Raw genomic sequence first — 26,447 nt, forward strand, 5'->3', positions numbered from 1 at the left:
GCCATTTTAACGGTGGAATGCCGCTGTCAAACAGCGGCATTCCTTTCCTCCCCGTTCTGAAGGACGGCGTTTCTTGGAGCAACTGATGAAAAAACGGCGGCGGCGCGGGCCGCCCGGCGGCACCGCGCATTGCGTCGTGCGCGGTCGTCAGTCCCGGCTGCGAGCGGCTTGCGGATTCGGCGGCGCAAAGGCCGGGTCGTTGCGAACGGAACGATGTACGACGGCATCCGGCCGCATGCAAACCGCCAGCGAATCGCCCTGCGACCACCCGCCGCAGCCCGGCTGAACCCCGTTATAAGAATTCCAATAAGTATTTCATGCGGGAAATACTATAGGCGATATATCTAAAACAATGCCAGAATGCGCGCCGCTCCGAACGCCGCGACACCCGATCGCCGTCCGAGCCGCCTCAGGAGGTTCCCCCAATGAAAAACCACGGCCTGTCACGGCGGGGTTTTCTGAAAGCCAGCGTGCTGGCGGGTGTCGCGGTGTATGTCGCGCCCATCGGCAGCCGCGCGTTCGCGGCGCTCTTCGAAGAAAAACTCCTCACACCCGTCAAATGGGATAGCGTCACCGGCATCCCCCAATTCCGCATCGACGGCATCGCGAAGGTCACGGGCTCGAAAGTGTTCGCCCGCGACGTGCGCGCGGCCGACATGCCGCACTGGCCGCAGCAGCAATCGCACGCGCTGATCCTGCGCGTCACGCAGGCCGACCGGACGTACGAAGGCTTCGACCTGTCGCTGCTCGGCGACGAGCTGAAGCCGGACCGCGTGGTCACGGCCGACGATCTCGCGCGTGACGGCGTCGCGTTCCCGGCGTTCTACGGCGACGACATGCTGTTGCCGGCCGGCAAGACGCCCGCGTATCTCGGCCATGCGGTCGCGATCCTGATCTATCACGACTTCGCGCGCTTCCGCTTCGCGAAGAACGCGCTGAAGTTCCGCGACGACGTGATCCGCTACGGCGCGGTCACGGGCCCGCTCGAGCGCGATCCGTGGGGCACCTTCCGCTACGTGCGCGTGGGCGGCAAGACCGCCTACGACGACGACGTCTATTCGAGCCTGAAGGACGCGCCGATCTTCCCGAGCATGATGCGCAAGCACCTGCCGGTCTGGCCGGACGACAAGGAGCACGGCAAGCTCGATGAGCAGGGCATGTTCCTCGCCGGGCAGATCGCCGCCGAACTCGATCATCCGTCGGCCGACTGGCTCGTGTTCGACCGCGAATACAACACGCAGTCGGTCGATACGGCCGCGCTCGAGCCCGACAACGCGAACTGCTGGTACGACGCCGCGACGCAATCGCTGCATCTCGTCGTGCCGACCCAGTCGCCGCTCGAAGTGTCGGAGAACGCGGCCGCGATGGTCGCGAAATGCCGCTTTCCGGTGAAGAAGCTGTTCGTGCATCCGTGCTACACGGTCGGCTACGGCTCGAAGGATCACTTCAACGTGCCGTTCTACGGCCTTGTCTGCGCGCTGTACGCGGACGGCCGCCCGGTACGGTTCGCGAACGACCGCTACGAGCAGTTCCAGACGTCGCTGAAGCGTCACGCGTTCAAGATGCATTACCGGATCGCGGTCGACCGCAACACGGGCCTGCTGCAGTCGTTCAAGGGCGACTTCGAGGCGAACGGCGGCGGTCGCTCGAACTTCTCGCCGTCGGTGGCGATGGTCGGCGCAACCGCCGCGCAATCGATCTACTACTTCCCGAAGAGCGACCTCGCGGCCGTCGCGATCGCGTCGCGCGCGATCGACGCCGGTTCCGCGCGCGGCTACGGCACGCTGCAGAGCATGGCCGCAACCGAGATGGCGGTCGACGAGATCGCCGCGCAACTGAACCTCGATCCGATCGACTTCCGGCTGCGCAACGCGCTGCGTTCGGGGATGAAGAACACGCAGGGCGCGATTCCCGCCGGCGCGCTGCGTGTCGACGAAGTGCTCGAGCGCGCGAAGCAGCATCCGCTGTGGACGCGTCGTGCCGCGCGCAAGGCCGAATTCGAGGCCGCGCATCCGGGCAAGCGCTACGGCGTCGGCTTCGCGTGCGTGCAGAAGGACTTCGGCACGGGTGCGGAAGCGTCGTTCGCGAAGGTCGAATTCGACGCGCACGGCAAGGTGTCGCTGCAGCATACGGCGGCCGAGATCGGCACCGGGATGTCGACGTCGCAGGCCGTCGCGGTCGCGAAATGGCTCGGCCGTCCGGCGACCGACGTGCGCGTGGCCGTCACCGAATGGCCGGACCTGCCGGTCGAGACGAGCGGCGACCCGTACCTGATGTCGCAGGACGATCAGGACCGCCTGAGCGCGAACCCGCGCTGGTCGCCCGGCTATGCCTCGCCGTCGAGCGCGACGAACTCCGCGTACTACTTCACGCACAGCACGCGCGAAGCCGCACGTGCGGTGTTCCGCTACGGGCTGTGGCCGGCCGCGATGTCGATCTGGACGCGCGGCCTGGGCGGCGGCCAGGCCGCGCCGTATGCGATCCGCATCGAGGATGCGCGCTGGGTCGACGGCAAGCTGACCGCCGACGGCCTCGAGCCGCTGACGTTCGAGCAGCTCGCGAAGCAGGCGCATGCGCTCGGCCTGCCGACCGGCGCCGTCGTGCACGTGTTCAACCGCTGGCAGTGGACCGACGCCGAATTCGAAGTGGGCGGTGCGGTGGAGCGTCTGCCGATCGACGGGCTGTCGCTGCGCGTCGGCGTGCCGAAGACCGGCGACGACGGCCCGGTGCCGGGCACCGCCGCACCGGCCGGCGCGACCGCGCTGCGCGGCACGCTGCCGCCGACCGCGAACGGCTATCGCGTGCTCGATCGCAAGCGGGTGTTCATCCCGCCGACGAGCCGCAACAACGCGGCCGTCACCTACTACACGGCGGTGGGCACGCTCGTCGAGCTGGCCGTGCACGAAGCGACCGGCAAGGTCGAACTGCTCACGCATCACTCGATCATGGAGTGCGGCAACCAGATTTCGCCGCAGCTCGTGTCGGGCCAGTTGCAGGGCGGTCTCGCGATGGGCATCGGCCATGCGCTGCACGAATACCTGCCGCTCTACGAGGACGGCCCCGGCAACGGCACGTGGAACTTCAACCGTTACCAGCTGCCGCGCGCGTCCGACGTCGCCGTCTGGACGCAAACGGGCGACGTGCTGCCGCCGCTGTCCGAGACCGATCCGCCGAAGGGCGTCGCCGAAGTGGTGATGATTCCCGTCGTCGGCGCGATCGTGAACGGCATCGCGCACGCGATTGGCCATCGTTTCACCGACCTGCCGGTGACCCCGCAAAAGATTCAGGAGGTGCTCGCATGACGACCGCCCAAACCGCGGCTTCGGCCGCGAGCGCCGGCGCGGCCGCGACCGGTGCTTCCGTGCCGAATGCGGCTTCGGCCGCTCCGGCATCCGTACCCGCTGCACCCGCTGCGGCTTCGGCCGCCGTCGAGCGTCCGCTCGTCCGGTTCCAGCAGAAGCCGCTGTCGGTCGACATCAACGGCAAGTCGGTCGGCCCGATGCAGGTGCCGGAAGGGCTGATGATGATCGAGTTCCTGCACGAGTACCTGGGCCTCACCGGTTCGCGGCTCGGCTGCGGGCAGGGCATCTGCCACGCGTGCGTCGTGATCGTCGACAAGCCGGACGGCACGAGCGAGGAAATGCGCACCTGCATCACCGGCGCGCACTTCTTCCACGGCCGTTCGATCCGCACGATCGAAGGGCACGCGAAGCGCAACGAAGCCGGCGAAGTGGTCGAGCTGTCGCCGATCCAGCAGAAATTCCTCGAGCACTTCAGCTTCCAGTGCGGCTACTGCACGCCGGGTTTCGTCAACGCGGCGACCGTGCTGATCGAACGCCTGAAGCGCGAGCCGATCGCGAAGGCCGACGTGGAACGCACGATCACCGACGCGCTCGACGCCCACCTCTGTCGCTGCACGGGCTATGTCCGCTACTACGAAGCCGTGAAGGACGTGGTGCTGACGACGCCGGGACTCGTGAAGGAAGCCCCATGACACGCACACTCGCTCATCGTGCCGCGCGGGCGGCGGGCCTGCCCGCGCTCGCGGCGGCCTGCGCGCTGCTGCTCGCCGCCTGCGGCGGCCACGACGCGCCGGCGTCGAGCGCGGCGTCCGGCGCGCCCGGCGCCGACCAGATCGCACACGGCCGCTATCTCGTCAAGGCCGCCGACTGCGCGGCGTGCCACACCGCGAAGGACGGCGCGCCGTTCGCCGGCGGCGCGGCGCTCGAATCGCCGTTCGGCACGTTCTACGGCTCGAACATCACGCCCGACAAGGATCACGGGATCGGCAACTGGAGCGCGGACGATTTCTACGCCGCGCTGCACGACGGCAAGGCGCCGGGCAAGCGCCTGTATCCGTCGATGCCGTACACCTCGTACCGGCAGCTCACGCGCGCCGACGCCGATGCGATGTACGCGTACCTGATGACGGTCAAGCCCGTCGCGCAGGAAAACCGCGCGCACGATCTGAAGTTTCCGTACAACCTGCGCTTCGGCATGGTCTTCTGGGACATGCTGTTCCTGAAGGACAGCCTGCCGGACGCGTCGGCCGGACAATCCGCCGACTGGCAGCGCGGCCGCTATCTCGCGGGCGCGCTCGGCCACTGCGCGGAATGCCACACGCCGCGCGCGTTCACGGGCCAGCTCGACGGCGCGAAGCCGTTCGCGGGCGCCGCGCTCGGCCGCGTGGCTGCGCCCGACATCACGCCGGCCGGCCTCGCCGCGCGCGGCTGGACGGGGAGCGACCTGCAGACGTTCTTCGGCGTCGGCATCGCGCCGCAAGGCTCGGCGTTCGGCGAGATGTATCCGGTCGTGCACCTGAGCACGCAGTACCTGACGAAGGACGACCTGCGCGGCCTGTCGACGTACCTGCTCGGCGATACGCCGCCCGCGCCGCAACCGGTGAAGCCGGTGTCGGCCGATGCGGCGCAACTGGCGGCCGGCCGCTCGGTGTATCTCGCGGTGTGCGCGGGCTGTCACGGCTTCAACGGCGAAGGCAAGCCGCACGTGGCGGTGCCGATGAACGGCAATTCGACGCTGCGCCAGGCCGACTCGCGCAACCTGCTGGTCGCGATGCTCGACGGCATCGACGAGCAGAAATTCGCGGGCTTCGAAAACCTGCAGCCGATGCCGGGTTTCGCGAAAACGCTGAGCGACGATGAACTCGCGCAGCTCGCGAACTACCTGCGCGCGACGTGGGGCGGCCAGCCCGCGAGCGTCACGCCGGCCGACGTGAAGGCGATGCGTTGAGCCGTGCCGTGGGGTAGCGCGTCGCGGGGGGGGCGCCGGTTTCCGGTGCTCGCGCGCGACTTCGTCGCCTCATGTTCCTCACGGCGGCGCGTCAGTAGCCGCCGCCTCCACCCCCACCGCCTCCGCTGCCTCCGGAGCCGCCGTACCGGCTCGTGCCCGGCCCTTGCGACGTACCGCTGCCCGACGACGTACAGCCCGCCGACAGCACCAGCGCCGCGACCAGCGCAGCGGCCAACGTTGCCGATTTCATCAGAATTTGCTCCGAGAAACCCCCGCCATTGATGGCGGGAATGAAAGGAATGCCGTTGACAGGCAGCTTCTTCCACGGGTTAGGATCACCTGCATGATCCTTGTCTATCGCTACCGCGTGAAGTCGCTCAACGGACTGCTCAACAAGCAGAGCCGTGTGGTGAACTACGTCTGGAACTTCTGCAACGACACGCAGAAGCACGCGCTCAAGTGGGGCAAGAAGTGGCCTACAGGATTCGACCTGAACGTGCTGACGACCGGCAGCAGCAAGGAACTCGGGATCCATTCCGGCACGGTCAACGCGACGTGCGAGCAATACGCGAAGTCGCGCAGCCAGCACCATCGGCCCTACCTGCGCTATCGCGGCAGGAAATCGCTGGGCTGGGTGCCGCTGAAGGGCCGTGACCTGAAGCGCGAAGGCGACGCGTTTCGCTTTGCCGGCAACACCTTCCGCGTGTTCAACAGTCGACCGCTTCCCGAAGGCAAGATCAAGGACGGGAGCAACTTTGCGCAGGATGCACGCGGCAACTGGTTTCTCAACATCGTGATCGAGATGCCCGATGTGCAGGCTCGCCCGATCCGTTCCGGTGTCGGCATCGATCTCGGCCTGAAAGACTTCGCCACACTTTCGACCGGCGAGAAACTGCCCAATGACCAGTTCGGTCGACGCGCGGCGGAAAAGCTGGCGAAAGCGCAACGGGCACGAAAGCACAAGCGGCATATCGCGAAGCTGCACGCCAAGGTCGCGAATGCCCGGGCGGATTTCCAGCATAAGCTCTCGCTCGATCTGGTGCGGCGTTTTGATTACATCGCGGTCGGCAACGTGTCGGCCGTGAAGCTCGCCAGAACCAGGATGGCGAAAAGCGTCTACGACGCATCCTGGTCGTCCTTCCGAAACAAGCTCCGCTACAAAGCGATCGCGCACGGGGCCACGTTCGAGGAAGTCGACGAAAGCGGTTCTACCCAGTCCTGTTCGTCGTGCGGGTCGAAAGACAGCACGACGCGGCCGAAAGGTATCGCGGGACTGCGAATAAGAGAGTGGGCCTGCAGTGACTGTGGTGTCGAGCATGATCGTGATATCAACGCTGCGCTGAACATTCTCCGATGCGGACGTGCATCGCCAGGTGTGGGAATCCTCCGCCTTTAGGCGCGGAGGAGGACGTCAATGCGATCTCCTTGCTGCGCGCAGGCAACAGGAAAGGCGGTTCGCGTGAACCGCGCGTCTGCGCGATGACAAGACGTTTCGGCGGGGCGTTTATTCCATGCTTTTTGCGTATCGCGGCGGCGTTGGCGTCGGCGTCGGCGTCGGCGTCGGATCAACGATAGACGAGATCGGCGCGGCGGTTCTGCGCCCACGCTTCCTCGTCGTGGCCGAGCGCGACCGGCTTTTCCTTGCCGAGGCTGACGGCCTCGAGTTGCGTCGCCGGCACGCCGAGCGTTTCAAGCGCGCTCGCCACGGCCTGCGAGCGGCGCTGGCCGAGCGCGAGGTTGTATTCGGACGTGCCGCGCTCGTCGGTGTTGCCCTGGATCAGCACGCGCCGCGCGGGATGGCTGCGCAGGTAGTCGGCGTGCGCCTGCAGCAGCGACTGGAATTCGGGCTTCACCGAGTACTGGTCGAAATCGAAGTAGATGCTGCGCTTCGCGAGCGGGCTGTTCGGATTGTTCAGATCGTCGGCCGTCACCGTCGCGACGGCTTCACTCGACGGCGTCGGCGCCGCGCCAGCATTCTCGGGCGTCTTCGCCGCGTGGTGGCAACCGGCCAGCAGGACGAAAGTTGCCAGGACCGCAATTCGCTTCATTTTGCTCATCGTTCTTCTCCAGCGGTTGACTGCGTTGAAAGCGGGGCGCGCGCCATTCGCACGCAGCCGTCCGGCCGCCATGGCGCGAAAGATCAGGCTCCGTTGCCGTGATGCAGGTTCGTAAGCCGGTGGTGCGCCAGATGAAAGAATGTTGCGGCCGGAACGCCGGATCGCGGCGTCGCTGCAAACAGATTAGGAAAAATGTCACAACGTGCCCAGTTTCTCCGCATTTTTTGCGCAAACGCGACAGCCGGGAGGCATTCTTGCTTCCGTGCCTGGGGTGCGGTATGCGACGCCCGCCACGGCGAAAAAGGACGTGCAGAGGGCTCGGCCTCGCCGGTGCTGGTCACGGCGATCGGGTGATGCGGGCAGCATTCGCCGAATGCAGTCGGTCAGCCGCGTGACGGGGCCGCCCACACGCCGCATCGTCAGAACTTGTGCCGCAGCCCCAGCGCGACGACGGCCTGGTTGCTGTTCGCGGAAGGCGTCATGGTCCAGACCGTCGCGTTGAATGCCGGATTGCCGTTGCCGCCGCTCACGCGCTGGTACGTGCCTTCGAGATACGCATCCGTGCGCTTCGACAGCGCATAGTCGGCCTGCGCGACGACCTGGTTCCATTTCGGGCGCGCGTGGCCCGTGCGGGTGTCGAAGCGGCCCATGGTGTACGTGTATGCGGCGGCGACGCTCAGCGCGCGCGTGACGAGGTAGCGTCCGTCGATCGAGAAGTTGTCGAACACCAGCGATTCGCCCTTCAGCGGCGCGATGTTGCCGCCCTGGAGCACGCCCGTCACGCCGTCGGTGGTCGAATGCGACCACGCGGCGCCGACCGAATGCGGCCCGAACGCATAACGGCCGGCCACCGCCCAGATCTGCTGGTTGCCGCCCGTGATCGTCGCCGAGCCGTCGACCGTGCTCAGCGCGCCGTCCGGGTTCGGCGCGTTGCGGTCGCGGCTGATCTTCAGGTAGCCGGCGCCGAGCTTCAGCGGCCCGTTCGCATACGACACGCCCGTGCTCCACACCGCGTTGTTGGAGAACTGGCCCGCCGCGTTCGAGAAACCGACCATCGCGCCGAACCTGAGCCCGCGAACCGTCGGGCTCGTGTATTTCACCGCATTGTTGATGCGCAGGTTGCGGTTCGAATCGTCGTTGTCGTACGGGTGAACCGCGAGGTTGCCGCCCCAGCCGGGGCCGGACGCGCCGAGCGGCGTCACGAAATCGAGGATCAGGTCGTACTGGCGGCCGAAGGTCAGCGCGCCCGCCGTCCGCGAGCTCACGCCTAGCCATGCCTGGCGGCCGAACAGATCGACGCCTTTCTGAGACAGCTTGCCGGTGGTGCCCGAGAAGCCGTTTTCGAGCGCGAAGACCGCGGCCATGCCGCCGCCGAGATCCTCGCGGCCGCTCAGCCCCCAGCGCGACGCATTCAATGCGCCGCTCGTCATCGCGATGCCGCCGCTGCCGGGCGAGCCGGCGCCGCGCGTGCGCTGGTGGGTGGAATAGGTGATCGACGTGTCGATCAGGCCGTACAGCGTCACGCTGCTCTGGGCAAGCGCGACATCCGGCACGAAGCCGCTCAGGCAGGCGGCAATGAGGGTCCCCGCGACGCGTGCGCCGGCATGCTGGTTCGTTTGGCAGGAATGCATAGGCGTTTTGTTGTTGGACCGGCCTGGCGGCTCGGTGGATCGAGCGGCCATTATTGGAGATCGTGCGGTGGTCGATTAAGGCGCCGCACAGGAAAGGTCCTCTGCGGAATCGCTCGGAATCTCGGTGGGTCGACTGGCGGGGAGGCGGCCGGGCAGCGGCGCGATTGCCGCGCCGCGCTCAGGCGTCGACCAGCCGGTGCATCGACGGCGCGGCCGCGCCCGGCTCGCGCGTGATCGCGAAAAGCAGCGCATCGGCGGCGGCCAGCCCCTGATTGGGGCGCGGCTCCCAGTTCGTGAGCCGGCCTTCGAACCGGAAGCCGAGCCGCGTGAGCGTGCCGGCCGCCGCGCCCTCCGGCGCGCAATACGCGTGAATGCGGCACAGGGCAGGCCGCGTCAGCAGCCAGCGCAGGAGCTTGAGCAGCGCGGCGAGACACGCCCGCCGACGCCGGTGACCGTCGAGCCGGCTGATCACGACACCGATCTCCGCGCGCGGCGGCTCGGGCCGCAATTCGATCGCGGCGAGCAGCGTGCCGCTGGCGGCGTCCTCGAGCGCCCACGTGTAGCGGCATCCGGCGCGCCATGCCGCATCGCAGCCGGCGATGAACGCCTGCGTTTCGGCGACGTTCGCATGGGTGCGCATCGGCAGCCACGCCGTCACGCCGGGATCGCCGAGCAGGACCGCGAACAAGGCCGGCGCATCGTCCGCGCGAAACGGGCGCAGCCGCACGGTGCCGGCCTCGATGACGCGCGGAACCGTGAAGCCGGACGTGGCGGGTTCCGGCATGGGCGAGCAGGGCGCGCACATGGGCGTCAGCGCGCGAGCGTTTCCGACGGCGCTTCGTTGAACAGCTGGCGATAGCCGTTCAGCAGCGTCGAGCGATGCTGGACGCCCCAGCGGTTCGCGATGCGCAGCACGCTCGACGTGTGCGCGTCGTCCTCCAGCAGGTCGTGGCGGATATGTTCCATGCGCCGCGTGCGGATCAACTGGCTCGGCGTGTAGCCGAGATTGGCCTTGAATGCGGCCTGCAACGCACGTTCCGTGACGCCGATATGGCTGGCCACTTCGCGCACCGACAGATCCGGCCGCTCGAGATGCTCGACGAGGTAACGATAGGCGCGCCGGTATTTGCCGGGCAGCCGCGCGGCGATGTCGTCGGCGGCGGGCTGCGCGCGTTCGGCGGCCACCGCCGGCACGGCGGCGCTGTCGGCGCGCACGTGGCGCAGCGACTGCAGCGCATAGCGCGCATACATCTGCGCGTAGTCCTGCAGGCGGCCCTGTTGCTGACGGAGTTTCGACTGGCAATAGAGCAGCTCGTTGTACCAGTGCGCGTGCTGGTTGCCCTGGAACGCGCGTTCGCCGAACACGTGGAGCGTGGTTTCGGCAACGTGCGTGAGGCGCCCCGCGAGCGCGGCCAGCGTGACTTCGAGCCGCAATTCGCGGTGGTATTCCGCGAGTCCCGCGCCCTGGCTCCAGCGCAAGTGCGTTTCGATGCGGGCGAGTGCCGATTCGGCGCCGCCCGCGAGCGAGCGCAGATGATTCAGATAATCCGCGTGGCGCGACAGGACGCCGATCGGCGGCGTGTCGTCCGGTTGCGCGGGCAACGTCTCGTCGAAGGCCTTCGAGCGCGTTTCGAGCGCCGCCGAATGCCAGTAGATGTGATCGGCCAACTGCGCACTCGAACGCAGCTTGTACTGATCGACGATGTCGCGGTTCAGCATGTAGGCGACGCGCGTCCAGCGCGCATCCTGCGCGCGGCCCGCCTGTCCGTGCAACGCGGTCAGCAGCGCATGCACGCCGTCCAGGCGGCCGAGCCGGAACAGCACCAGCACCGAGCCGACGAGGCTTTCGAGCCGCTGGCCGGCGCTGGCGTCTTCGTCGTCGCTCACGCGCTGGAAGCATTTGAGCGCCGTCCCGAGATGATTCTGGAACAGGGCCTGCCAGCCGGCGTTGCGCGACAGCGCGGCGCGGGCCGTGCGGTGCTCGCCGCGCACGGCCTTCTGCGCATGCCGGTATGCGTCTTCGGCTTCTTCGTACTGCCCGAGCACCAGCAGCACGTCGGCGTACGTCTGCAGGCTCGCGTAGTCGGCCGGCGCGCCCGGCACGGCCGGCTCGGCGCGCGCCGCCGCGGCCACCGACGCGTCGCGGAACTGGCCGTTCAGCATCATGGCGAACAGCGGCGATTCGGCGTCGACCGACGCGAGGGTCGAAGCCACGGCGAAGTAGATCGATGAGGACATGAGGCGCTCCCGTGATGGATGACACGAACGTGTCGGTGAGCGCATCGTGGCACCGTCGCTTCGCCGCGGTCGGCATTTGTGACGTTCTGTTACTTTCGGCGGCCCGTGCGTCCGCGCCACTCAGGCGCGGGCCGCGTCGTACACCCGCAGCGAGCGGTAGCCGCGGAACGCCCCTTCCTGCAGGCGCGGATGCGCGCCGGGTTCGAGCATGAGGCCGGGCATGCGGGCGAGCAGCGTTTCGAATACGACGGCCAGTTGCATGCGCGCGAGCGCGGCGCCCAGGCAGCCGTGCGAACCGGCGCCGAATACGAGGCCGCCGTGCGCACGATCGAGACGGATGTCGCCCGGCGCGGCGAACGCGTCGGGATCGCGGTTCGCGGCGGCGGCGACCACGGCGACGACATCGCCTTTCGCCATCCGGAGCCCGTCGAGCTCGACGTCGGCGCGCGCGAAGCGAATCATCACGTGCACGGCCGGTTCGATCCGCATCAGTTCGCGCAGCGCGAGCGGCACGTGCCGCGGCGCCTGCACGAGCGCTTGCCACAGATCGCGGCGTGTTAGCGCCTGCGCGAACGTATTGCCCAGCGACAGCATGGTCGTGCCGTAGCCCGCGATGAACGTCAGCAGCACGTTGGCGAGCAACTGACGGCGCGCGAGCGCCGGGCGCGTGCCGCCGGCCTGCAGCACGGCGCACACGGTATCGAGATGCACGTCCAGCTCGTCGACGAAACGCCGTGTCTGGGCGACGGCCAGCGCGTGGTCCGCCGGCCCGATCGGCATCGCGCTGATCAGCCGGATCGGCCCCATGGACTGGGCCTGCAGGCGTGGCGCGTGCACGGGGTCGATGCCCAGTAGCCGGCACGCCGCGAGCGCCGGCAGGCGCTGCGCGAGGTGCTCGACGAGGTCGAAGCGCCGCGGATCGGGAACCTGCTCGAGCAGTGCGTCGAGGTCGCTGGCGAGGTGCGTGCGCAACGCCGCCAGGCGCGGCTTCGCGAACAGCGGTGCGAACGTCTTGCGCATGCGTTCGTGCATCGAATCGTCGGCAAACAGCATCGTGTCGAGAAGGCCGGCCTCGTCGCGCACGACGTCGCATTCGACCAGCGGCGAACGGGTCGTCAGCGCCGGGTGGTCGAGCACGGCGCACGCGAGCCGGTAACGGCCGACCATCCAGGTGCCGCTGACGTCGCGATAGGCGGTGGGCAGCGCCGGCATCGCGTCGTAGAACGCGTCGCGATCGTCGGCGGCGTCCGTCAGCAGCTCGAAGAGCGTCTTGTGCGCGAGCGTTTCGTCGAAGATGGGCGTCATGATGAGGTCGATTCGGTCAACGGCGCGTCAGCGAAACGAGCGCGTCGCCCCATTTCTCGAAGATCTGCGCGATCGACTGCACGACGTTGATGATGGTCCGCGCCATCATCGCCATCACGCTGGCTCCGCCTTCGATCACGTTTTCCCACGGCCGCAGCCGCGAGGTCCAGCGGTCGTCGGGCCCGTTCATGCCGGGGCGGCGCGGCTGCCCGGGGCGCTGCATGCCCGGCGTGAAATCGTTCTGAAACGACGGATCCTGCCAGTTGTTCGACGCATCGTACGTGGCGCGATCGGTGAACGCGAACGTACCGGCACGGCTATCGCGATCGCTCGCGTCGAACGTCGTCGACGGGGTGACCGGCCGCGACGGGAATGGTGTATGCCGCGGTTCCGTACGGAAACCGTCGTCGTCCGACAGCAGCGGGACGCGGCCGTCATCGGATGCCGAGGCGCGGCGCTCGGGCGGCACCGCGTGCTCGTGCCGGGACGACATCGGGCTCACAGAACGCGACGGCGTGGGCATCCATGATTCGCCCACGCGGAAATCGCCATCGTCGGGCCGCCACCGCGCATCGTGCGCGTCGTCGTCGTTTGCCGTCGGCCGATGATGATCGAACGGCGCCGGCCGGGGATGCGACGACGTCGCACCGATCGGCCGGCGTCCCGGCGGTGCCGATGCCAGCGGAGCAGGCGAACCGGGCAGCGGCGGCGTCATGTCCGCCGATCGGGACGGTTCGGGACGCGATACCCACGTCGAAGGCGAGCGGTCCTCGCGCGTCGCTTGGCGGACCTCGTCGTTCCATTGCGCAATTCGCGACCGAAGGGGCGGCTGGGGCTCCAGCGCCTGGAATCGCGCGCGGTCCAGCCGCGACGACGTGATGTGCCCGTCGGCGCTTTCGGTGTCATGCGCGAGCGCATCGTGGCCGAACTCGGCGGGATGAAGGCTCGGGTCGCGTTCCTCGGTTCTCGGCATGGCGTTCTCCAGACGGTCCAGGTCGCCGGCCGAACGGCGTCGGCGCGGGGATGAAGGTTTTATACCGGGCCGCCTCGGCCGCGCGGCGTGGGGCGCGAAGCGCCACGCGCGAGCGCGAAGCGGGTGCATGGGCCGCGTTCGCCCGCGCCGATGCGTGCCGAAGCGAACGGCGCCAATCCGAAGCGCGGCACCCGCAGCCGCCGCTCGACGCTCGACGTGCCCCGCGATACGTCGCTAAGTTTCGCTTCGACGCGGTCGCTGACCGCCATTCCCGATCGTCTCGAGGTCGACCATGAACCAACGTCATTCGGCGCCGCCACGGCCGCGCCACTGGGTACCGCGCGCCGCGCTGTGCGTGTGGCTCGCCTGCGCCGGCACGGCCGCGCACGCCGATTGTTTCGAATCGGCCGCCGAGTATCACGGTGTCAACCCGATGATCCTGCGGGCCATCGCGAACGTCGAGTCGCGCGGCAATCCGCAGGCCATCCACCGTAACAAGAACGGCACGACCGACATCGGCGAGCTGCAGATCAATTCGATTCACCTGCGCGAGCTGGCCGCCTTCGGGATTCGCGCCAAGGATCTGCTCGACGAATGCGTGAACGTCTACGTGGCCGCGTGGCACCTGCGCAAGCAGATTGCCGCCTACGGCAATACCTGGGACGCGGTCGGCGCCTATCATTCGCGCAGCCCGCGCCTGCGGGACGAATACGCACGGCTCGTGAAGGCGACGCTCGTGAAGTGGGGGGCGATGACGATCGACGGTGCCGCGCAATGAACGCGCGCGCGAGCGGCAGGCTCGACGCGCGGCACGGCGTCGCCGCCGTGCCCGGCCAGCGCGCCGTCACCGTATGGCTGACCGGCCTGAGCGGCGCGGGCAAATCGACGCTGTCCATGCACCTGCGCGCCGCGCTGTCGGCGCGTGGCGTGGTCGCCGCGACGCTCGACGGCGACGTGCTGTGCGGCGGCGCGAGCCGCGATCTCGGTTTCACCCCGTCGGATCGCACGGAAAACGTGCGACGCGCGGCCGAGTTCGCGCGGCTGCTCAACGATCAGGGGCTCGTCGTCATCGCGGCGCTCATCACGCCGTATCGACGCGAACGCGCGCTGGCTCGCGCCATCGTCGGCGCATCGCGTTTCGTCGAGGTGTTCGTCAGCACGCCGCTCGCGATTTGCGAAGCCCGCGATCCGAAAGGGCTGTACCGGCTCGCGCGGGCAGGCGGGCTCGACGGCCTGACCGGCGTCGGTGCGCCGTACGAGCGCCCGACTTCGCCGGCGATGGTCGTCGACACCGGCGGCCGCACGCCGGCGCAGTGCACCGACGACCTGCTGCGCCGCCTGGCCCCGATGATCGTCCGTGCACCGCGACCCGCGCGGTAGCGGCGCATCCGTCTGTTCCTCCACGACCCGATGCCTTCATGACCCAACTGCTATTGAGCTTCTGCTACGCCAAGCCGTCCGGGCACGTGCTCGCGCGCTTCGACGTCGATGCCGACACGTTCGAATGGATCGATCTGGGCGACGTCGCCGCGCAGGTCGTCGGCGCGACCGGGCTATGCCGCGTCGACGCGAGCTGCTACGCGGCGCTGCAGATCCGCGTGCCCGGCACGGTCGGCACGCTGCTGGCCGAAATCGATGCGTGCGCGCGCATCCGGCGCGTGGCGCGCCTCGCGCCGGTGCTGGATGCGCACTCGCTGCTGGCGTGGCATGGCGAGCTGCTCGTCGTGAGCAGCGGCACCAACCAGGTGTTCGCGATCGACTGGCCGCGCGACGGTGCGCTGCATCTGCGCGTGTTCTTCGAAATCGAGCCCGGCGCGGATACGCTGCACATGAATTCGCTGCAGGCATTCGGCGGACATGTGTATCTGTCTATGTTCGGCTGCAAGCCCGGCGCGTCGTGGCGCGACGCCTGCGATGGGCAGATCCTCGATCTCACCGATGCGGGCCGCGTCGTCAGGCGCGGGCTGCGCCATCCGCACTCGCTGTTCATCGATCGCGGGACCTTGCTGTGCGTGTCGTCGCGCGACGGCAGCCTCGTGCATGTCGCGGGCGCGCCGCGCGGCGCCGACCGGCCGCTCGACGGTTATGTGCGCGGTGCGCTGGCGCATGCCGGGCGATTGTTCGTCGGCACCAGCATGGCGCGCACGCGCAGCAAGAGCCGGGGCGCGGCGTGGCCGTCCGCCGCCGCGCCGGCGCCGCGGGAAGCGGGCACCGGCTGCGGGTTGCACGTGATCGAAGGCGGGCGGCGAGCGCCGCGCTGGATCGACCTGAGCCCGTTCGGCGCCGAGCTGTACGACATCGTCGCGTGGGACGGCGAGCCCGTGCGCGGCGCGCGTGCCGACGCGATGGCGAGCCGCCTGCGCGCGGTCAACGCGGAATTCGGCGAGCTGATCGTCGAGTTGTACCGCACGCGCAGGCACCACGGCATCGTGGGCGACATGGTGCGCTCGATGATCGACGCGGGCGTCGACCCCGGCTTCGCGCGCGACGCGCTGTCGACCCTCGCCAACGACGTCCCCGCGCTGCCCGAATGGAGCTATCTGCATGCGCGGCTGCTGCTGGCGGGCGGCGGCGACGCGAACCGGCGCGCGGCGCTGCCGTTCCTGATGAGCGCGCTCGAAGGCGGCTACGACAGCTTCGACGTGCTGAGCCGGCTGGCGGAGATTTACGACGCGCTCGGCGATGCCGTCAACGCCGCCGCGCATGCGCAGCGCGCCCTCGCGACGGCGCCGGCCACGCTCGATACGCCGCTGCGCGACGGGTTGCGTACGATCGCGCGCCGGCCCGAGCGCTGAACACGTGGGCCGGCGCGGCGGCGCTTCGCGCGTCGCGCGACGGCTTCGCGCAAGCGGGGTGACCGGCCGCGCCGAATCCTATTCTCGTATCCGGAACGACCCCATGCCGCGCATGCCGGCCCGCCTGGGCCCGGCGTGCGAGCGCCTCCCCGCGGCGCGCACGGCATTCGTCGCGCCGACTGCAAACCGATCTATCAGGATAGCTATGGAACCGTCCACGATTGCACATCACGAAGCGACCGGTGAACTGCCCGAGGAAACCGAACGGACTCGGGAGGATGCGACGACGTCCAGACCGGAGTCGACGTCGATGGCCCATCACACGGCGGGGTTGCCGGCCGCGCGCACTCGCCCGTCCGGCGCTTCCGACCACGAACCCGTCACGACCCTGCGCCAACGGCGCATGCAGGTGCCGCGCGACGTCGATGCCGAAGTCGGACACGCGACATGCGAACACAGGCTGGCCGCGCTCGGTGGCCCGGGCGTGCCGGCCGCGCATGTCAGGATCGCGGCCACGACCGCACACGTGCTGTACGGCCCGCATGCCGACCGCATGCCCGACGACGTGCTGCGCAGCCTGCTCGAACGCGCGCCGCTGTACGAACGGCATGGCGTGACGGACGAGAAGGCGCTGCGCGGCTTTCTGAAGCAGTCCATCGCGGAGCGGGCGGCGCCGCTCGTCGGGCGTTCGGGTTATCTCGTCGCACTGTCGCTTGCCGGCACCTACGTGGGCAAGCACGTGCCGTCGCCGGCCACCGGTTTGCCGATCGGTGCGACGGTCATGTTCGCGACGACCAACTCGACCGGCGCGCGCGAAGGCCTCGAGACGCACTACATCCCGCCGCTGGAGGCGACCTCACTGCCGCCTTCCGTGCTGCGCCGCTTCGACTGGTACGCGGAAGAAGCCCTGCCGCCGGGCGTGCGGGCCGAGATGGAGCGTCAACTGGTGCGCGCGATGGTGACGCTCGTGCCCGTATTCCATGCGCTACGGACGGGCGGTTCGCTCGACCTGCAACTGACGGTACTGAACGACGTGTATGCCGACGCCACGACGTTCTTTGGCGCGGAGACGCTCGAAAGCGCGCTGAGCGCCGTGGGCGGCGCGGTGAAGTCGGCGCTCGGCCGGTTGCGGCAATCGGGCGATGCGATGCGGGAAAAAGGCATCGAGGCGCCGACGCACGGCGAATTGATCGCGCATCAACCGCTCGACCGGCTGGAAGCGAGACTCGTCAACCACAACAAGAGCCTGCTCGAATCGGGCAGCGACGCCGCGCGCGCGATGGGGCAGGGCATCAAGACGCTCTGGACCGAAAAGTTCGGCCGGCTGGTCGGCGTGCCGGCGCACGCGGGTCTTGTCATCGCGACCGCGCTCGTGCTGACCGCGCACCTGATCGAACAGGATCCCGACAACGCAGACCTGCCGAAAGGACGGATCTCGCCGCGCTCGGCGCTGGCGGTGCCCGGCGCGCTGATGATCATGGAGTTCCTGGCGACCGAGGCGTTCGGCACGCTGATCCAGACGTGCGACGCACTGATATCGAGAAGGCCGGCGTTGCTCCATGACGAGGACGACATGTCGTCGCGCATCGAGGAAGTCGACGAACACAGCGGCAGCGAACCCGACAGCGCGCCGGTCGCATCGGGTGCGTTGCCCGCGCCCGCACCGGCGTCGTCGTCCGCCGACGTGTCGCGCGCACTGCCGCCTGCGGAGTCGCCGCGGCGAACGTCGACGGGCGAGACGTCCTGACGCCGCCGTCGCCGCCCGGCGCATCGCGACCCGCGCGTCGCGGCGCGGTGCGCCGGGACCCGATTCGGGCCGCCACGCAGCCGCATGCGACACGCAGCCGGCGCGGCCCGTTTCACCCCATCGTTGTCTCAATCCCCTTCTGCAACCCGAAAGGAAACGTCGAAATGGAATCGGTCAATCCCAACGTTCACACCGCCGAAAGCGCGGAACACGCCACGCTCGAGCGTCCGGCATCGCCGTCGTCGCCGGTCGGCCCGTCGAGTTCGACGCTGCCCGAAGTCACGGGCGTGACGCGCCGCAGCGCGCTGCCCACGCAGGGCAGCCCGCGCGCGTCGGCCGCCGAACTCGAGGCCGCCGCCAAGCGTTCGCGCACCGAGACGTCCAGTGGCTGGCCGTCGAGCCGCATCGATACGGCGGCCTTCAGCCTGGGCGCCGAATCGTCCAAGAACAGGGCGCGGCCGGCACGCGAGCAACTGTCGTCCGAAGGGCGCGAGATTCCGCCGCTCAAGCCGCAGTCGCTCGGCCACTACTTCTCGCAGGCAGCAGGCAAATGGCCGTCCGCGGACAATCGCGCCAAGCTGCTCGAAGCGATGACGACCAACCTGACCACGCTCTCGACCCTGAGCGCGGCGCCGCAGATCAAGCAGATGCGCCGCGAGCTGACGCTGCACTGGCACGCCCTGTCCGAGCGCGAGAAAAGCGACGTGCTCGACACGGTCGGCGCCGGGAGCAAGCGGCTCGCCGGCAAGCCGAACGTCGCGACGTGGCTCGAACACACGGCCGCCCACATGCCGACCGCGGATGCGGAGCGCCTGCTCGCGGCGTGCGGCACGTCGGCGCGCACGGCCCTCGAAGGGTCGTTCGGGAAGGCGGCCACCGACGAAACGCATCGCGGCGCGGTCCGCGCACGCGATGCCGACATGCGCATGACGTTGCCGCTCGATCACATGTACGACTACAAGGGCTTCTACTGGGACAACGGCCGCAAGGTCGGCACTCTGCAGCCGGACGTCGCGAAAAAGCTCCGGGTGTGCGTGATCGGCGCGGGCCCGGCGGGGATCATGGCGGCCGACAGCCTGAACCGCATCGGCGTGACGTCGACGGTGCTCGAGGCGGAGGATCACATCGGCGGCCGCCTCGCGACGCACCATCGCCAGCTCGACGACGGCACCCAGAGCCCGACCGCCACGCATCCCGGCGGCATGCGTTTTCACACGACGCACGGCAACTTCTACTGGAGCTTCGCGGAGCACTACGAACTCCGGCATATCGATTTCACGAACCCGAGCCAGGTCGGTGCGCTGCTGCTGCTCGAGGAAAGCGTGCGCAAGGCGGAGCCGGGCAAGGAGCCGACCGACCCGGTGCTGAAGCAGGTGAAGTCCGACTTCGACAAGGCGATGGGATCGTTGACGCAGCCGATGCGCGACGCACGGGACGCGGGCGATACGGCGAAATTTCGCGAGTTGTGCGAGGCCGCGAAGAACCGGTTCGATCCGTTCACGTTCAAGGAAGGCGTGGAGCATCTGCTGAAGGAAAACGGCATTCAGTGGGACGACAAGCACTGGGAAACCTTCGGCGCGGTCGGCATCGGCGTCGGCGGCTACAAGGGCTACTACAACACGGGTTTCCTGGAGGAAATGCGCTTCCTCGTCGACGAACGGCTCGAAAACCACCAGTTGCTGGTCGATGGCGCCGACGAACCGCTCAAGCGCATGATCGCGGATACCGCGGGGCTGCCGCCCGGCCGCCAGTCGCTCGAGGCTCAGGGCGCGATCCGGTTGAATGCGCCGGCCATGGGCGTCGAAAAGACGGCCAATGAAACGACCGGCAAGGACGAGTACCGCGTGTCGTGGAAGGAAAACGGCGAAACGAAGACCGAAACGTACGACGAAGTCTTTTTCGCGGCGAGCCCGAAGGTCGCGACGCAACTGGGCCTGACGAAGCAGGGCGAGGGCAGCCTCGTCTCGGCGGAACTCGCCGTGGCGCTGGACAGCGTCAACATCGTCGGCGCGACCAAGATGACGATGACCGTGCCGGCCGACGAGTTCCATCCGGAGGCATTGCCGAAGAACCTGCAGTCCACCGCGGAGTTCCAGCAACTGTATCTGCACGCCCCCGCGAAGGAAGGTGACAACGCGGTGATCTACCTCAGCTACACGCTCGGCGACAACGCGAAGAAGGTCGAGGGCAAGACGAAGAAAGAGCAGATCGAGAACCTGGTCGGCACGCTGCGTGAATCGGCGAAGCGCGCCGAACCCGAGGACGGCGCCAAGCTGCGCAATCTCGCGGACCTGATCGACAAGCACTGGGAAGCGCGCAGTCACTACACGCACTGGACCGAGGTGCCGACCCAGGGCGGCGCATTCAAGATGGACGCGCCGAACGATCTCGACAATACGCGCACGCTGTACGCCAACACGCTGGAGTCGAGCGGGCTGCATTTCATCAACGAGAAGGTGACGGCCGAGGCCGGCTTCGCGAGCGGTCCGTTCGCCGCGGCGATCAACGCGGTGCAGAGCATGGTGAAGCACTACGAGGGCGCGTTGCCCCCGAACTCGCCGTGGGAGCAGCAGATCCTGTAGTCGTGCGCGTGCGGCCGCGACAGGGCGGCAGGCGTCGCGGCCGCACGCGACAAGTGCGTCGAAAACCGGGGTGGCATGACGCGGCAACGACGCCGGAGGAATCGCTTGACACGTCGAAAATGGCTTCTTATATTCGGCCGGACTGAGGCGCCAAGCTCGACGGCGCCTCCGCGGCAACGTTGCCGCGCCACATATGGACGGCTACGAAGCCCCCGAACTTGCGTCGCACGACGCCGGTCCGGGGGCTTTTTGTTTTTCGGGAGAAAAGACAGATGGCGGAATACGGCCCGGCGAAAGGGGATGCGGCGCACGCGCGCGCATTCACGATCGCCTGCGTGCAGATGGAGCCGCGGATCGGTGCGGCGCAGTACAACCTCGCGACCGCGCTCGAGCGAATCGAGACGGCCGCACGCAACGGCGCGGCGATGATCGTGCTGCCCGAGCTGGCCAACAGCGGCTACGTGTTCGAGGATCGCGACGAGGCGCTGGCGCTCGCGGAGCCCGTGCCCGATGGCCCGACGGCGCGGGCGTTCGAAGCGATCGCGCGGCGCCTGAATGTTCACGTAGTGAGCGGCATCGCCGAACGCGATGGCGCGCGGCTCTACAACTCGGCGCTGTTCGCGGGGCCCGGCGGGCATCTCGGCGTGTACCGGAAGCTGCATCTGTGGGACAACGAAAAGCGCTTTTTCGAGCCGGGCGACCGCGGTGTGCCGGTGTTCGACACGCCGCTCGGACGCATCGCGATGGCGATCTGCTACGACGTGTGGTTTCCGGAGACGTTTCGACTGGCCGCGATGCAGGGCGCCGATCTCGTCTGCGTGCCGACCAACTGGGTGCCGATGCCGTCGCAGCCCGACGACCGTCCGGGCATGGCGACCACGTTGACGATGGCCGCCGCGCACAGCAACGGCGTCGCGATCGCGTGCGCGGACCGGGTCGGCATCGAGCGCGGCCAGCCGTTCATCGGCCAGAGCCTGATCGTCGGCGGCGATGGCTGGCCGGTCGCGGGCCCGGCCAGCATCGATCGCGAGGAGATCGTCTACGGGACGATCGACGTGGCCCGCACGCGCGCCGGCCGCGCGCTGAACGCGCACAACCACGTGCTGCGCGACCGGCGCGCGGATATCTACGACCCGATGCTCGGCACCGGCTGGCCGGTGTCGCCGCCATGACCGCGTCAGCCGTTGCGTGCCTCACCCGGCGTCATTCACCCGCGATGCGCCGCGATTCACCCCCACTACAAGGAAGCATCATGAGGTCGTTGAACAAGACAATCGCCGCCGCCTTCATCGTCGCGGCATCGATGGCCGCATCGGCGGCCGAGCCGATCCGGATCGGCGTCGCGGTCGGGCTGTCGGGCGCCAACAGCGTCGTCGCGCCGGCCGTCGTGCAGTCGTCGCAACTGGCCGTGGCCGAGATCAACGCGGCGGGCGGCATTCTGGGGCGTCCGGTCGAACTCGTGATCGCCGACGACGGCTCGGGCGCGGTGGGCGCGCAGAAGGCGTACGACACGCTGGTGTTCCAGAAGAACGTCGACGCGATCATCTCGATGGAAACGAGCGCCGCGCGCAACGCGGCCCTGCCGATCGTCGCGCGCGGCAAGAAGCCGTTCATCTATACGTCGTTCTACGAAGGCCGCTCGTGCAGCCCGTGGATGTACGTGAACGGCTGGGTGCCCGAACAGGTGGTCGCGCCGATCGTCGATTACTTCGACAAGCGCCGCGGCGCGAAGACGTTCTACCTCGTCGGCAACGACTACGCGTTCGGCCGCGGCATGCTCGACTTCACGAAGCAGTACATCGAACGGCACGGCGGGAAGGTGATCGGCGAGACCTACCTGCCGATCGACGGCACCGACTGGACGCCGGTGCTCTCGAAGATCCGCGCGGCGAAACCCGATGCGCTGATCAGCGCCACGGCGGGCGGCGCGCCGAACGTCGCGCTCGCGAAGCAGCTCAAGAGCTCGGGCCTCACGCTGCCGTACGGCAACCTCGCGATCGACGAAGGCACGGCCAAGGGCATGGGCGACGTCGCGACCGGCGTGTTCATGACGGCGTCCTACCTCACCGGCATCGATTCGCCGCAGAACCGCAAGTTCATCGCGGCGCTCGACAGCAAGTTCGGCAAGGACGTGAAGACGCCGAACGAGTTGTCCGAGCCGCAGTACGAAGCGTTCTTCCTTTACAAGGCGGCGGTCGAGAAGGCGGGGTCGACCGATTCGTCGAAGGTCGTGAAAGCGCTCGGCGAGGTGTCGTTCGACGGGCCGCGCGGAACGGTCGCGATGAACCGCAGCCGCCACGTGCCGCTCGCGATGCGCCTCGGGCAGATTCAGCCGGACGGTTCGGTGAAGGTGCTGCAGACGTTCGCCGACGTCGACCCAGGCATGCAGTGCCCGAAGCTCAAGTAGCGCGCACCGCGGCGCACACGGGTTCGCCGGCGGCGAACCTCACCTGAACCAGACCTGAATCGGGAGGCAGACATGGGACTGGCATTGGACATCTGTACGACGGCGGCCGTGCTGTTCATCGTGACCGTCGGCCTGATGGTGATCTTCGGCGTGATGCGGATCGTGAACTTCGCGCACGGCGCGCTGCTCACGCTGGGCGCCTACGCGAGCTTCGTCGTGACGCGGCTGGGGCTCGATCCGTGGGTGAGCGTGCCGCTCGCGATCGCGGTGGGTACGGTGGTCGGCATGGCGGTCGAATGGATCATCGTCCGGCCGCTGTACAAACGGCCGCTCGATGCGATTCTGGCCACCTGGGGGCTCGGCATCGTGATCGGGCAGATCATCGTGATGGTGTTCGGCCGTGAAGTGCAGTTCGTCGAAACGTCGATGAAGGGCGCGGTATCGATCGCGGGCACCGAATACTCGGCCTACCGGCTGGTGCTGGTGCCGATCGCGCTCGGGCTCTGCGCGGGATTGACGCTGCTGCTGTCGGGTACGCGCTTCGGCGTGAAGACGCGGGCCGTCATCATGAACGAAGATCTCGCGCGCGGGCTCGGGATTCATTCGGGCCGCATCCGCTTCGTCACGTTCGCCCTCGGCGCGGCGCTCGGCTCGCTCGCCGGCGCGCTGATCACGCCGCTGTCGAGCGTCGATCCCGACATGGGCGTCGGGTGGATCGTCAGCGCGTTCATGCTGGTGATGGTGTCGGGGCATTCGATGACGAGCCTGCTCGTCACGTGCATCGTGTTCGGCGCATGCCAGGTGCTCGTCAGCACGTTCGTCAGCCCGGTGCTGGGCGGGTTGACGATCGCGGTGCTCGCGGCGCTGACGCTGCGCATCCGACCGCGGGGGTTCGCTCATGGCTAAGGTCGACGCCTCGTTCGAGCCGCATCGCGCCGATTCGACGGCGCAGGGCGCGCGTGCGCCGCGTGCGCACGCGTGGCGCGGCCTCGCGATCGTGGTCGCGGTGGCGGCCGTGCTGCTGGTCGCCGGTCCGTTCGTGTTCGGTGCGTATTTGCTGAACGTCCTGATCCAGGCGTTCTTCTTTTCGATCGTCGCGGTGACGGTCGACCTGTTGTGGGGCTATACCGGCTACCTGACCTTCGGCCAGTCGGCGTTCTTCGGCATCGGCGCGTACGCGGCCGGGCTCGTGTTCACGCACGGCGGTTTTTCGGCGCCGCACGCGCTGCTCGCGATCGGCGCGGCGCTCGCCGCGACGGCGGCCGTCGCCGCGGTGTTCGGCTGGCTGTCGTTCTATCGCGGCGCGTCGCCGTTCTTCGCAACCGTGATGTCGCTGGTGCTGCCGATCGTGCTGACGCAATCGCTGCTGTCGGGCGGCGAATGGACCGGCTCGAGCTCGGGGCTGACCGGCTTCGAGACCTTCGACCTGTCGCTGGGTCAATGGTACGGGATCGCCGGTGCCGCGCTGCTGGCCGTCGCGGTGCTGGCCTGGGTGTTCGTGCGCAGCGACGGCGGCCGCCTGCTGGTCGCGATCCGCGACAACGAGGCGCGCTGTGCGCATCTCGGCATCGATACGTCGATCGTCAAGATCGTGCTGCTGGTCGCGACCGCGATGATCGCCGGGCTCGCCGGGTTCGGTTACGGCGCGTTCAGCGGCGTGGTCGCGCCCGAGCTGTCCGGTTTCGTGCTCGGCACGCAACTCGTCGTGTGGGTGGCGCTCGGCGGCCGCGGCACGTTGTGGGGGCCCGTGCTCGGTTCGTTGCTGATCAACGTCGCGACGGCCTACCTGAGCGGGAGCATGCCGTTCGCGTGGCAACTCATTCTCGGCGCCGCGTTCGTCGTCGTGATCGTGCTGCTGCCGAAGGGCCTCGTGCCGCTGCTCGCGCGGCCGGTGCGCCGCTTCATCGCGAGCGGACGGCCGTTGCCGGTGCTCGTGGAGCGGCCGGTACGCGCACGCGACGCCGCGGCCGGCGCCGCGCCCGCGCTGGACATGCGCGCGGTCGAGCGGCATTTCGGCAGTCTCAAGGTATTGCAGGGCATCGACCTGCAGGCCGGCGGCGGCGAGCTGGTCGGCCTGATCGGCCCGAACGGCGCGGGCAAGACGACGCTGATGCGCTGCATGAGCGACGGCGCCGAGCGCTCGTCGGGCACCGTCGCGCTCGGCGGCACGGAAATCGGCCGGATGCCGCCGGAGCGCTGCGTGCGGCTCGGCCTCGGCCGGAAGTTCCAGAACGCCAACGTGTTCGACAGCCTCACCGTGGCCGAATGCCTGCGCATCGCCGGCACCCTCGTCGAGCGGCCGTCGCTGGTGCGTTCCGCGACGACGCTCGCGCTGCCGCCGTACGCGCTGGAGGTGATCCGGGCGACGCGCCTCGATCGCAAGCTCGATGCCGTCGCGAAGGATCTGTCGCACGGCGAGCAGCAGGCGCTCGAACTGGCAATGGTGCTCGCGCTGGAGCCGCGCATCGTGCTGCTCGACGAGCCGACGGCGGGGCTGACCAAGGTCGAGCGCACGCAGATCGGCAACGTGCTCGCGGCGCTCGCGCACCGGTACGGGCTGTGCTGCCTGCTCGTCGAGCACGACCTGGATTTCGTCGCGGAAGTCGCGACCCGCATCGTCGTGCTGCATCAAGGCAGGATCGTGATGCAGGGCAGCTTCGCCGACGTAGTGGCGTCGGAACTGGTCCGAACCATTTATGCCGGCAGCGCGCAGGGCGGCGCCGCGGCCGTGCGACGGGAGGCGCCATGAGCGGGATTGCGCTCGACGTGAATGCGGTCACGAGCGGCTATCGCGATGCGATCGTGCTGCGCGGCCTGACGATGCGCGTCGCCGCCGGCGAGGCGGTGGCGCTGCTCGGCAAGAACGGCATGGGCAAGACGACGCTGCTGAAGACTATCATGGGCTACCTGCCCAAGACGGGCGGCTCGATCCATGCGCACGGCGCGGACATCACGCGGCTGCCGCCGCACCGGATCGCGCGTGCGGGGATCGCCTATGCGCCGCAGGAGCACGCGCTGTTCCACGACCTGAGCGTGCGCGACAACCTGCGGCTCGGGCTGGCGCAGGCATCGACGTTCGACGAACGTTTCGCCGAGATCGAACCGGTGTTTCCGGTATTCGCGAGCCGGCTGAAGCAGTACGCGGGAACGCTGTCCGGCGGCGAGCAGAAAATGCTGCTGGTGGCACGCGCGCTGATGATGCGGCCGTCGACGATCCTGCTCGACGAAATCACCGAGGGCCTGCAGCCGTCGGTGATCGACCGGCTCGCCGACGTGTTGCTGTGGGAGCGCGAGCGCCGCGGCACGACCTTGCTGCTGATCGAGCAGAACGTGCCGTTCGCGCTGAAGGTCGCCGATCGCTATGCGGTGCTGAAGCAGGGCGCGCTGATCGACGACGGCGATGCGAAGGCGCCGTCGGCTGCCGCGTCGGTCTTCGCGCATCTGCGGGTCTAGGGTCTGCTT

At 68.5% G+C, this 26,447-nt stretch carries 22 protein-coding genes; 15 read left to right on the forward strand and 7 right to left on the reverse strand.

From position 1 onward, the window contains the following. Positions 1-425: 425 nt before the first annotated feature. The 3 genes from AC3IFE_RS07670 to AC3IFE_RS07680 are packed head-to-tail and all read left to right on the forward strand — an operon-like array spanning position 426 to position 5,250. Positions 426-3,302, forward strand: coding sequence for a xanthine dehydrogenase family protein molybdopterin-binding subunit (locus AC3IFE_RS07670; protein ID WP_489190100.1), 2,877 nt, complete (start codon positions 426-428; stop codon positions 3,300-3,302). Then, entirely contained in the window at positions 3,299-3,994 is a 696-nt protein-coding gene (locus tag AC3IFE_RS07675; RefSeq protein ID WP_489190101.1) for a (2Fe-2S)-binding protein, read from the forward strand. The genes AC3IFE_RS07670 and AC3IFE_RS07675 overlap by 4 nt, the downstream gene beginning before the upstream one ends. Further along, on the forward strand, positions 3,991-5,250 hold the full coding sequence (locus AC3IFE_RS07680) for a c-type cytochrome (RefSeq protein WP_489190102.1): 1,260 nt from the start codon (positions 3,991-3,993) through the stop codon (positions 5,248-5,250). Before AC3IFE_RS07675 ends, AC3IFE_RS07680 begins: the two co-directional genes overlap by 4 nt. Positions 5,251-5,341: 91 nt before the next feature. Here the strand turns inward: AC3IFE_RS07680 and AC3IFE_RS07685 are convergent, their stop codons facing one another. Beyond that, complete coding sequence (locus tag AC3IFE_RS07685) at positions 5,342-5,500, reverse strand: hypothetical protein (protein WP_489190103.1); 159 nt, start codon at positions 5,498-5,500, stop codon at positions 5,342-5,344. Between the two features lie 93 nt (positions 5,501-5,593). Here AC3IFE_RS07685 and AC3IFE_RS07690 point away from each other — a divergent pair, with 93 nt between their 5' ends. Next, positions 5,594-6,646 (forward strand): RNA-guided endonuclease InsQ/TnpB family protein, encoded by a 1,053-nt coding sequence (locus AC3IFE_RS07690; protein WP_489190104.1) that lies wholly within the window; start codon positions 5,594-5,596, stop codon positions 6,644-6,646. Positions 6,647-6,815: 169 nt separating this feature from the next. On the opposite strand, the gene pal is transcribed toward AC3IFE_RS07690, so the two are convergent. The 6 genes from pal to AC3IFE_RS07720 all read right to left on the reverse strand — a co-directional run bounded on the left by pal (position 6,816) and on the right by AC3IFE_RS07720 (position 12,974). Next, positions 6,816-7,307 carry a peptidoglycan-associated lipoprotein Pal gene (pal, locus tag AC3IFE_RS07695; protein WP_175977192.1) on the reverse strand — a complete coding sequence of 164 codons (492 nt, stop codon included), beginning with the start codon at positions 7,305-7,307 and terminating at the stop codon, positions 6,816-6,818. Between the two features lie 419 nt (positions 7,308-7,726). Beyond that, positions 7,727-8,938: a porin gene (locus tag AC3IFE_RS07700; RefSeq protein WP_489190105.1), complete on the reverse strand. Its 1,212-nt coding sequence runs from the start codon at positions 8,936-8,938 to the stop codon at positions 7,727-7,729. Between the two features lie 178 nt (positions 8,939-9,116). Continuing rightward, complete coding sequence (locus AC3IFE_RS07705) at positions 9,117-9,722, reverse strand: GNAT family N-acetyltransferase (RefSeq protein WP_179233513.1); 606 nt, start codon at positions 9,720-9,722, stop codon at positions 9,117-9,119. Positions 9,723-9,748: 26 nt separating this feature from the next. After that, positions 9,749-11,176, reverse strand: coding sequence for a helix-turn-helix transcriptional regulator (locus tag AC3IFE_RS07710; protein ID WP_089469852.1), 1,428 nt, complete (start codon positions 11,174-11,176; stop codon positions 9,749-9,751). 120 nt (positions 11,177-11,296) lie between these two features. Then, positions 11,297-12,481, reverse strand: a complete 1,185-nt coding sequence (locus tag AC3IFE_RS07715) for a cytochrome P450 (RefSeq protein ID WP_489190106.1) — start codon at positions 12,479-12,481, stop codon at positions 11,297-11,299. Positions 12,482-12,497: 16 nt separating this feature from the next. Then, the gene (locus tag AC3IFE_RS07720) at positions 12,498-12,974 is read right to left on the reverse strand and encodes a hypothetical protein (protein WP_489190107.1); all 477 of its coding nucleotides are present in this window, start codon (positions 12,972-12,974) and stop codon (positions 12,498-12,500) included. Between the two features lie 288 nt (positions 12,975-13,262). Between AC3IFE_RS07720 and AC3IFE_RS07725 the strand changes: the two genes are divergently transcribed. From AC3IFE_RS07725 to AC3IFE_RS07775, 11 genes are all read left to right on the forward strand, one after another. Then, complete coding sequence (locus AC3IFE_RS07725; RefSeq protein WP_489190108.1) at positions 13,263-13,508, forward strand: hypothetical protein; 246 nt, start codon at positions 13,263-13,265, stop codon at positions 13,506-13,508. A gap of 238 nt (positions 13,509-13,746) precedes the next feature. Next, the gene (locus AC3IFE_RS07730) at positions 13,747-14,232 is read left to right on the forward strand and encodes a lytic transglycosylase domain-containing protein (protein WP_089469848.1); all 486 of its coding nucleotides are present in this window, start codon (positions 13,747-13,749) and stop codon (positions 14,230-14,232) included. Continuing rightward, positions 14,229-14,834 (forward strand): adenylyl-sulfate kinase, encoded by a 606-nt coding sequence (gene cysC / locus AC3IFE_RS07735; protein ID WP_489190109.1) that lies wholly within the window; start codon positions 14,229-14,231, stop codon positions 14,832-14,834. Before AC3IFE_RS07730 ends, cysC begins: the two co-directional genes overlap by 4 nt. A 38-nt stretch (positions 14,835-14,872) precedes the next feature. Beyond that, entirely contained in the window at positions 14,873-16,249 is a 1,377-nt protein-coding gene (locus AC3IFE_RS07740; RefSeq protein ID WP_489190110.1) for a DUF4915 domain-containing protein, read from the forward strand. 310 nt (positions 16,250-16,559) lie between these two features. After that, positions 16,560-17,996, forward strand: a complete 1,437-nt coding sequence (locus tag AC3IFE_RS07745; protein WP_489190111.1) for a hypothetical protein — start codon at positions 16,560-16,562, stop codon at positions 17,994-17,996. Positions 17,997-18,160: 164 nt separating this feature from the next. Then, positions 18,161-20,578: a flavin monoamine oxidase family protein gene (locus AC3IFE_RS07750; protein ID WP_489190113.1), complete on the forward strand. Its 2,418-nt coding sequence runs from the start codon at positions 18,161-18,163 to the stop codon at positions 20,576-20,578. Between the two features lie 272 nt (positions 20,579-20,850). Next, complete coding sequence (locus tag AC3IFE_RS07755; protein WP_489190114.1) at positions 20,851-21,750, forward strand: nitrilase family protein; 900 nt, start codon at positions 20,851-20,853, stop codon at positions 21,748-21,750. Positions 21,751-21,830: 80 nt separating this feature from the next. After that, positions 21,831-22,985: a substrate-binding protein gene (locus tag AC3IFE_RS07760; RefSeq protein ID WP_089469842.1), complete on the forward strand. Its 1,155-nt coding sequence runs from the start codon at positions 21,831-21,833 to the stop codon at positions 22,983-22,985. Between the two features lie 72 nt (positions 22,986-23,057). After that, positions 23,058-23,891, forward strand: coding sequence for a branched-chain amino acid ABC transporter permease (locus AC3IFE_RS07765; protein ID WP_089469841.1), 834 nt, complete (start codon positions 23,058-23,060; stop codon positions 23,889-23,891). After that, positions 23,884-25,734 carry an ABC transporter permease subunit gene (locus AC3IFE_RS07770; protein ID WP_489190115.1) on the forward strand — a complete coding sequence of 617 codons (1,851 nt, stop codon included), beginning with the start codon at positions 23,884-23,886 and terminating at the stop codon, positions 25,732-25,734. The genes AC3IFE_RS07765 and AC3IFE_RS07770 overlap by 8 nt, the downstream gene beginning before the upstream one ends. Next, positions 25,731-26,438, forward strand: a complete 708-nt coding sequence (locus tag AC3IFE_RS07775; RefSeq protein WP_012339970.1) for a branched-chain amino acid ABC transporter ATP-binding protein — start codon at positions 25,731-25,733, stop codon at positions 26,436-26,438. Before AC3IFE_RS07770 ends, AC3IFE_RS07775 begins: the two co-directional genes overlap by 4 nt. Positions 26,439-26,447 lie beyond the last annotated feature (9 nt).

The sequence above is a fragment of the Burkholderia sp. APQ4-4ca genome (assembly GCF_057837105.1).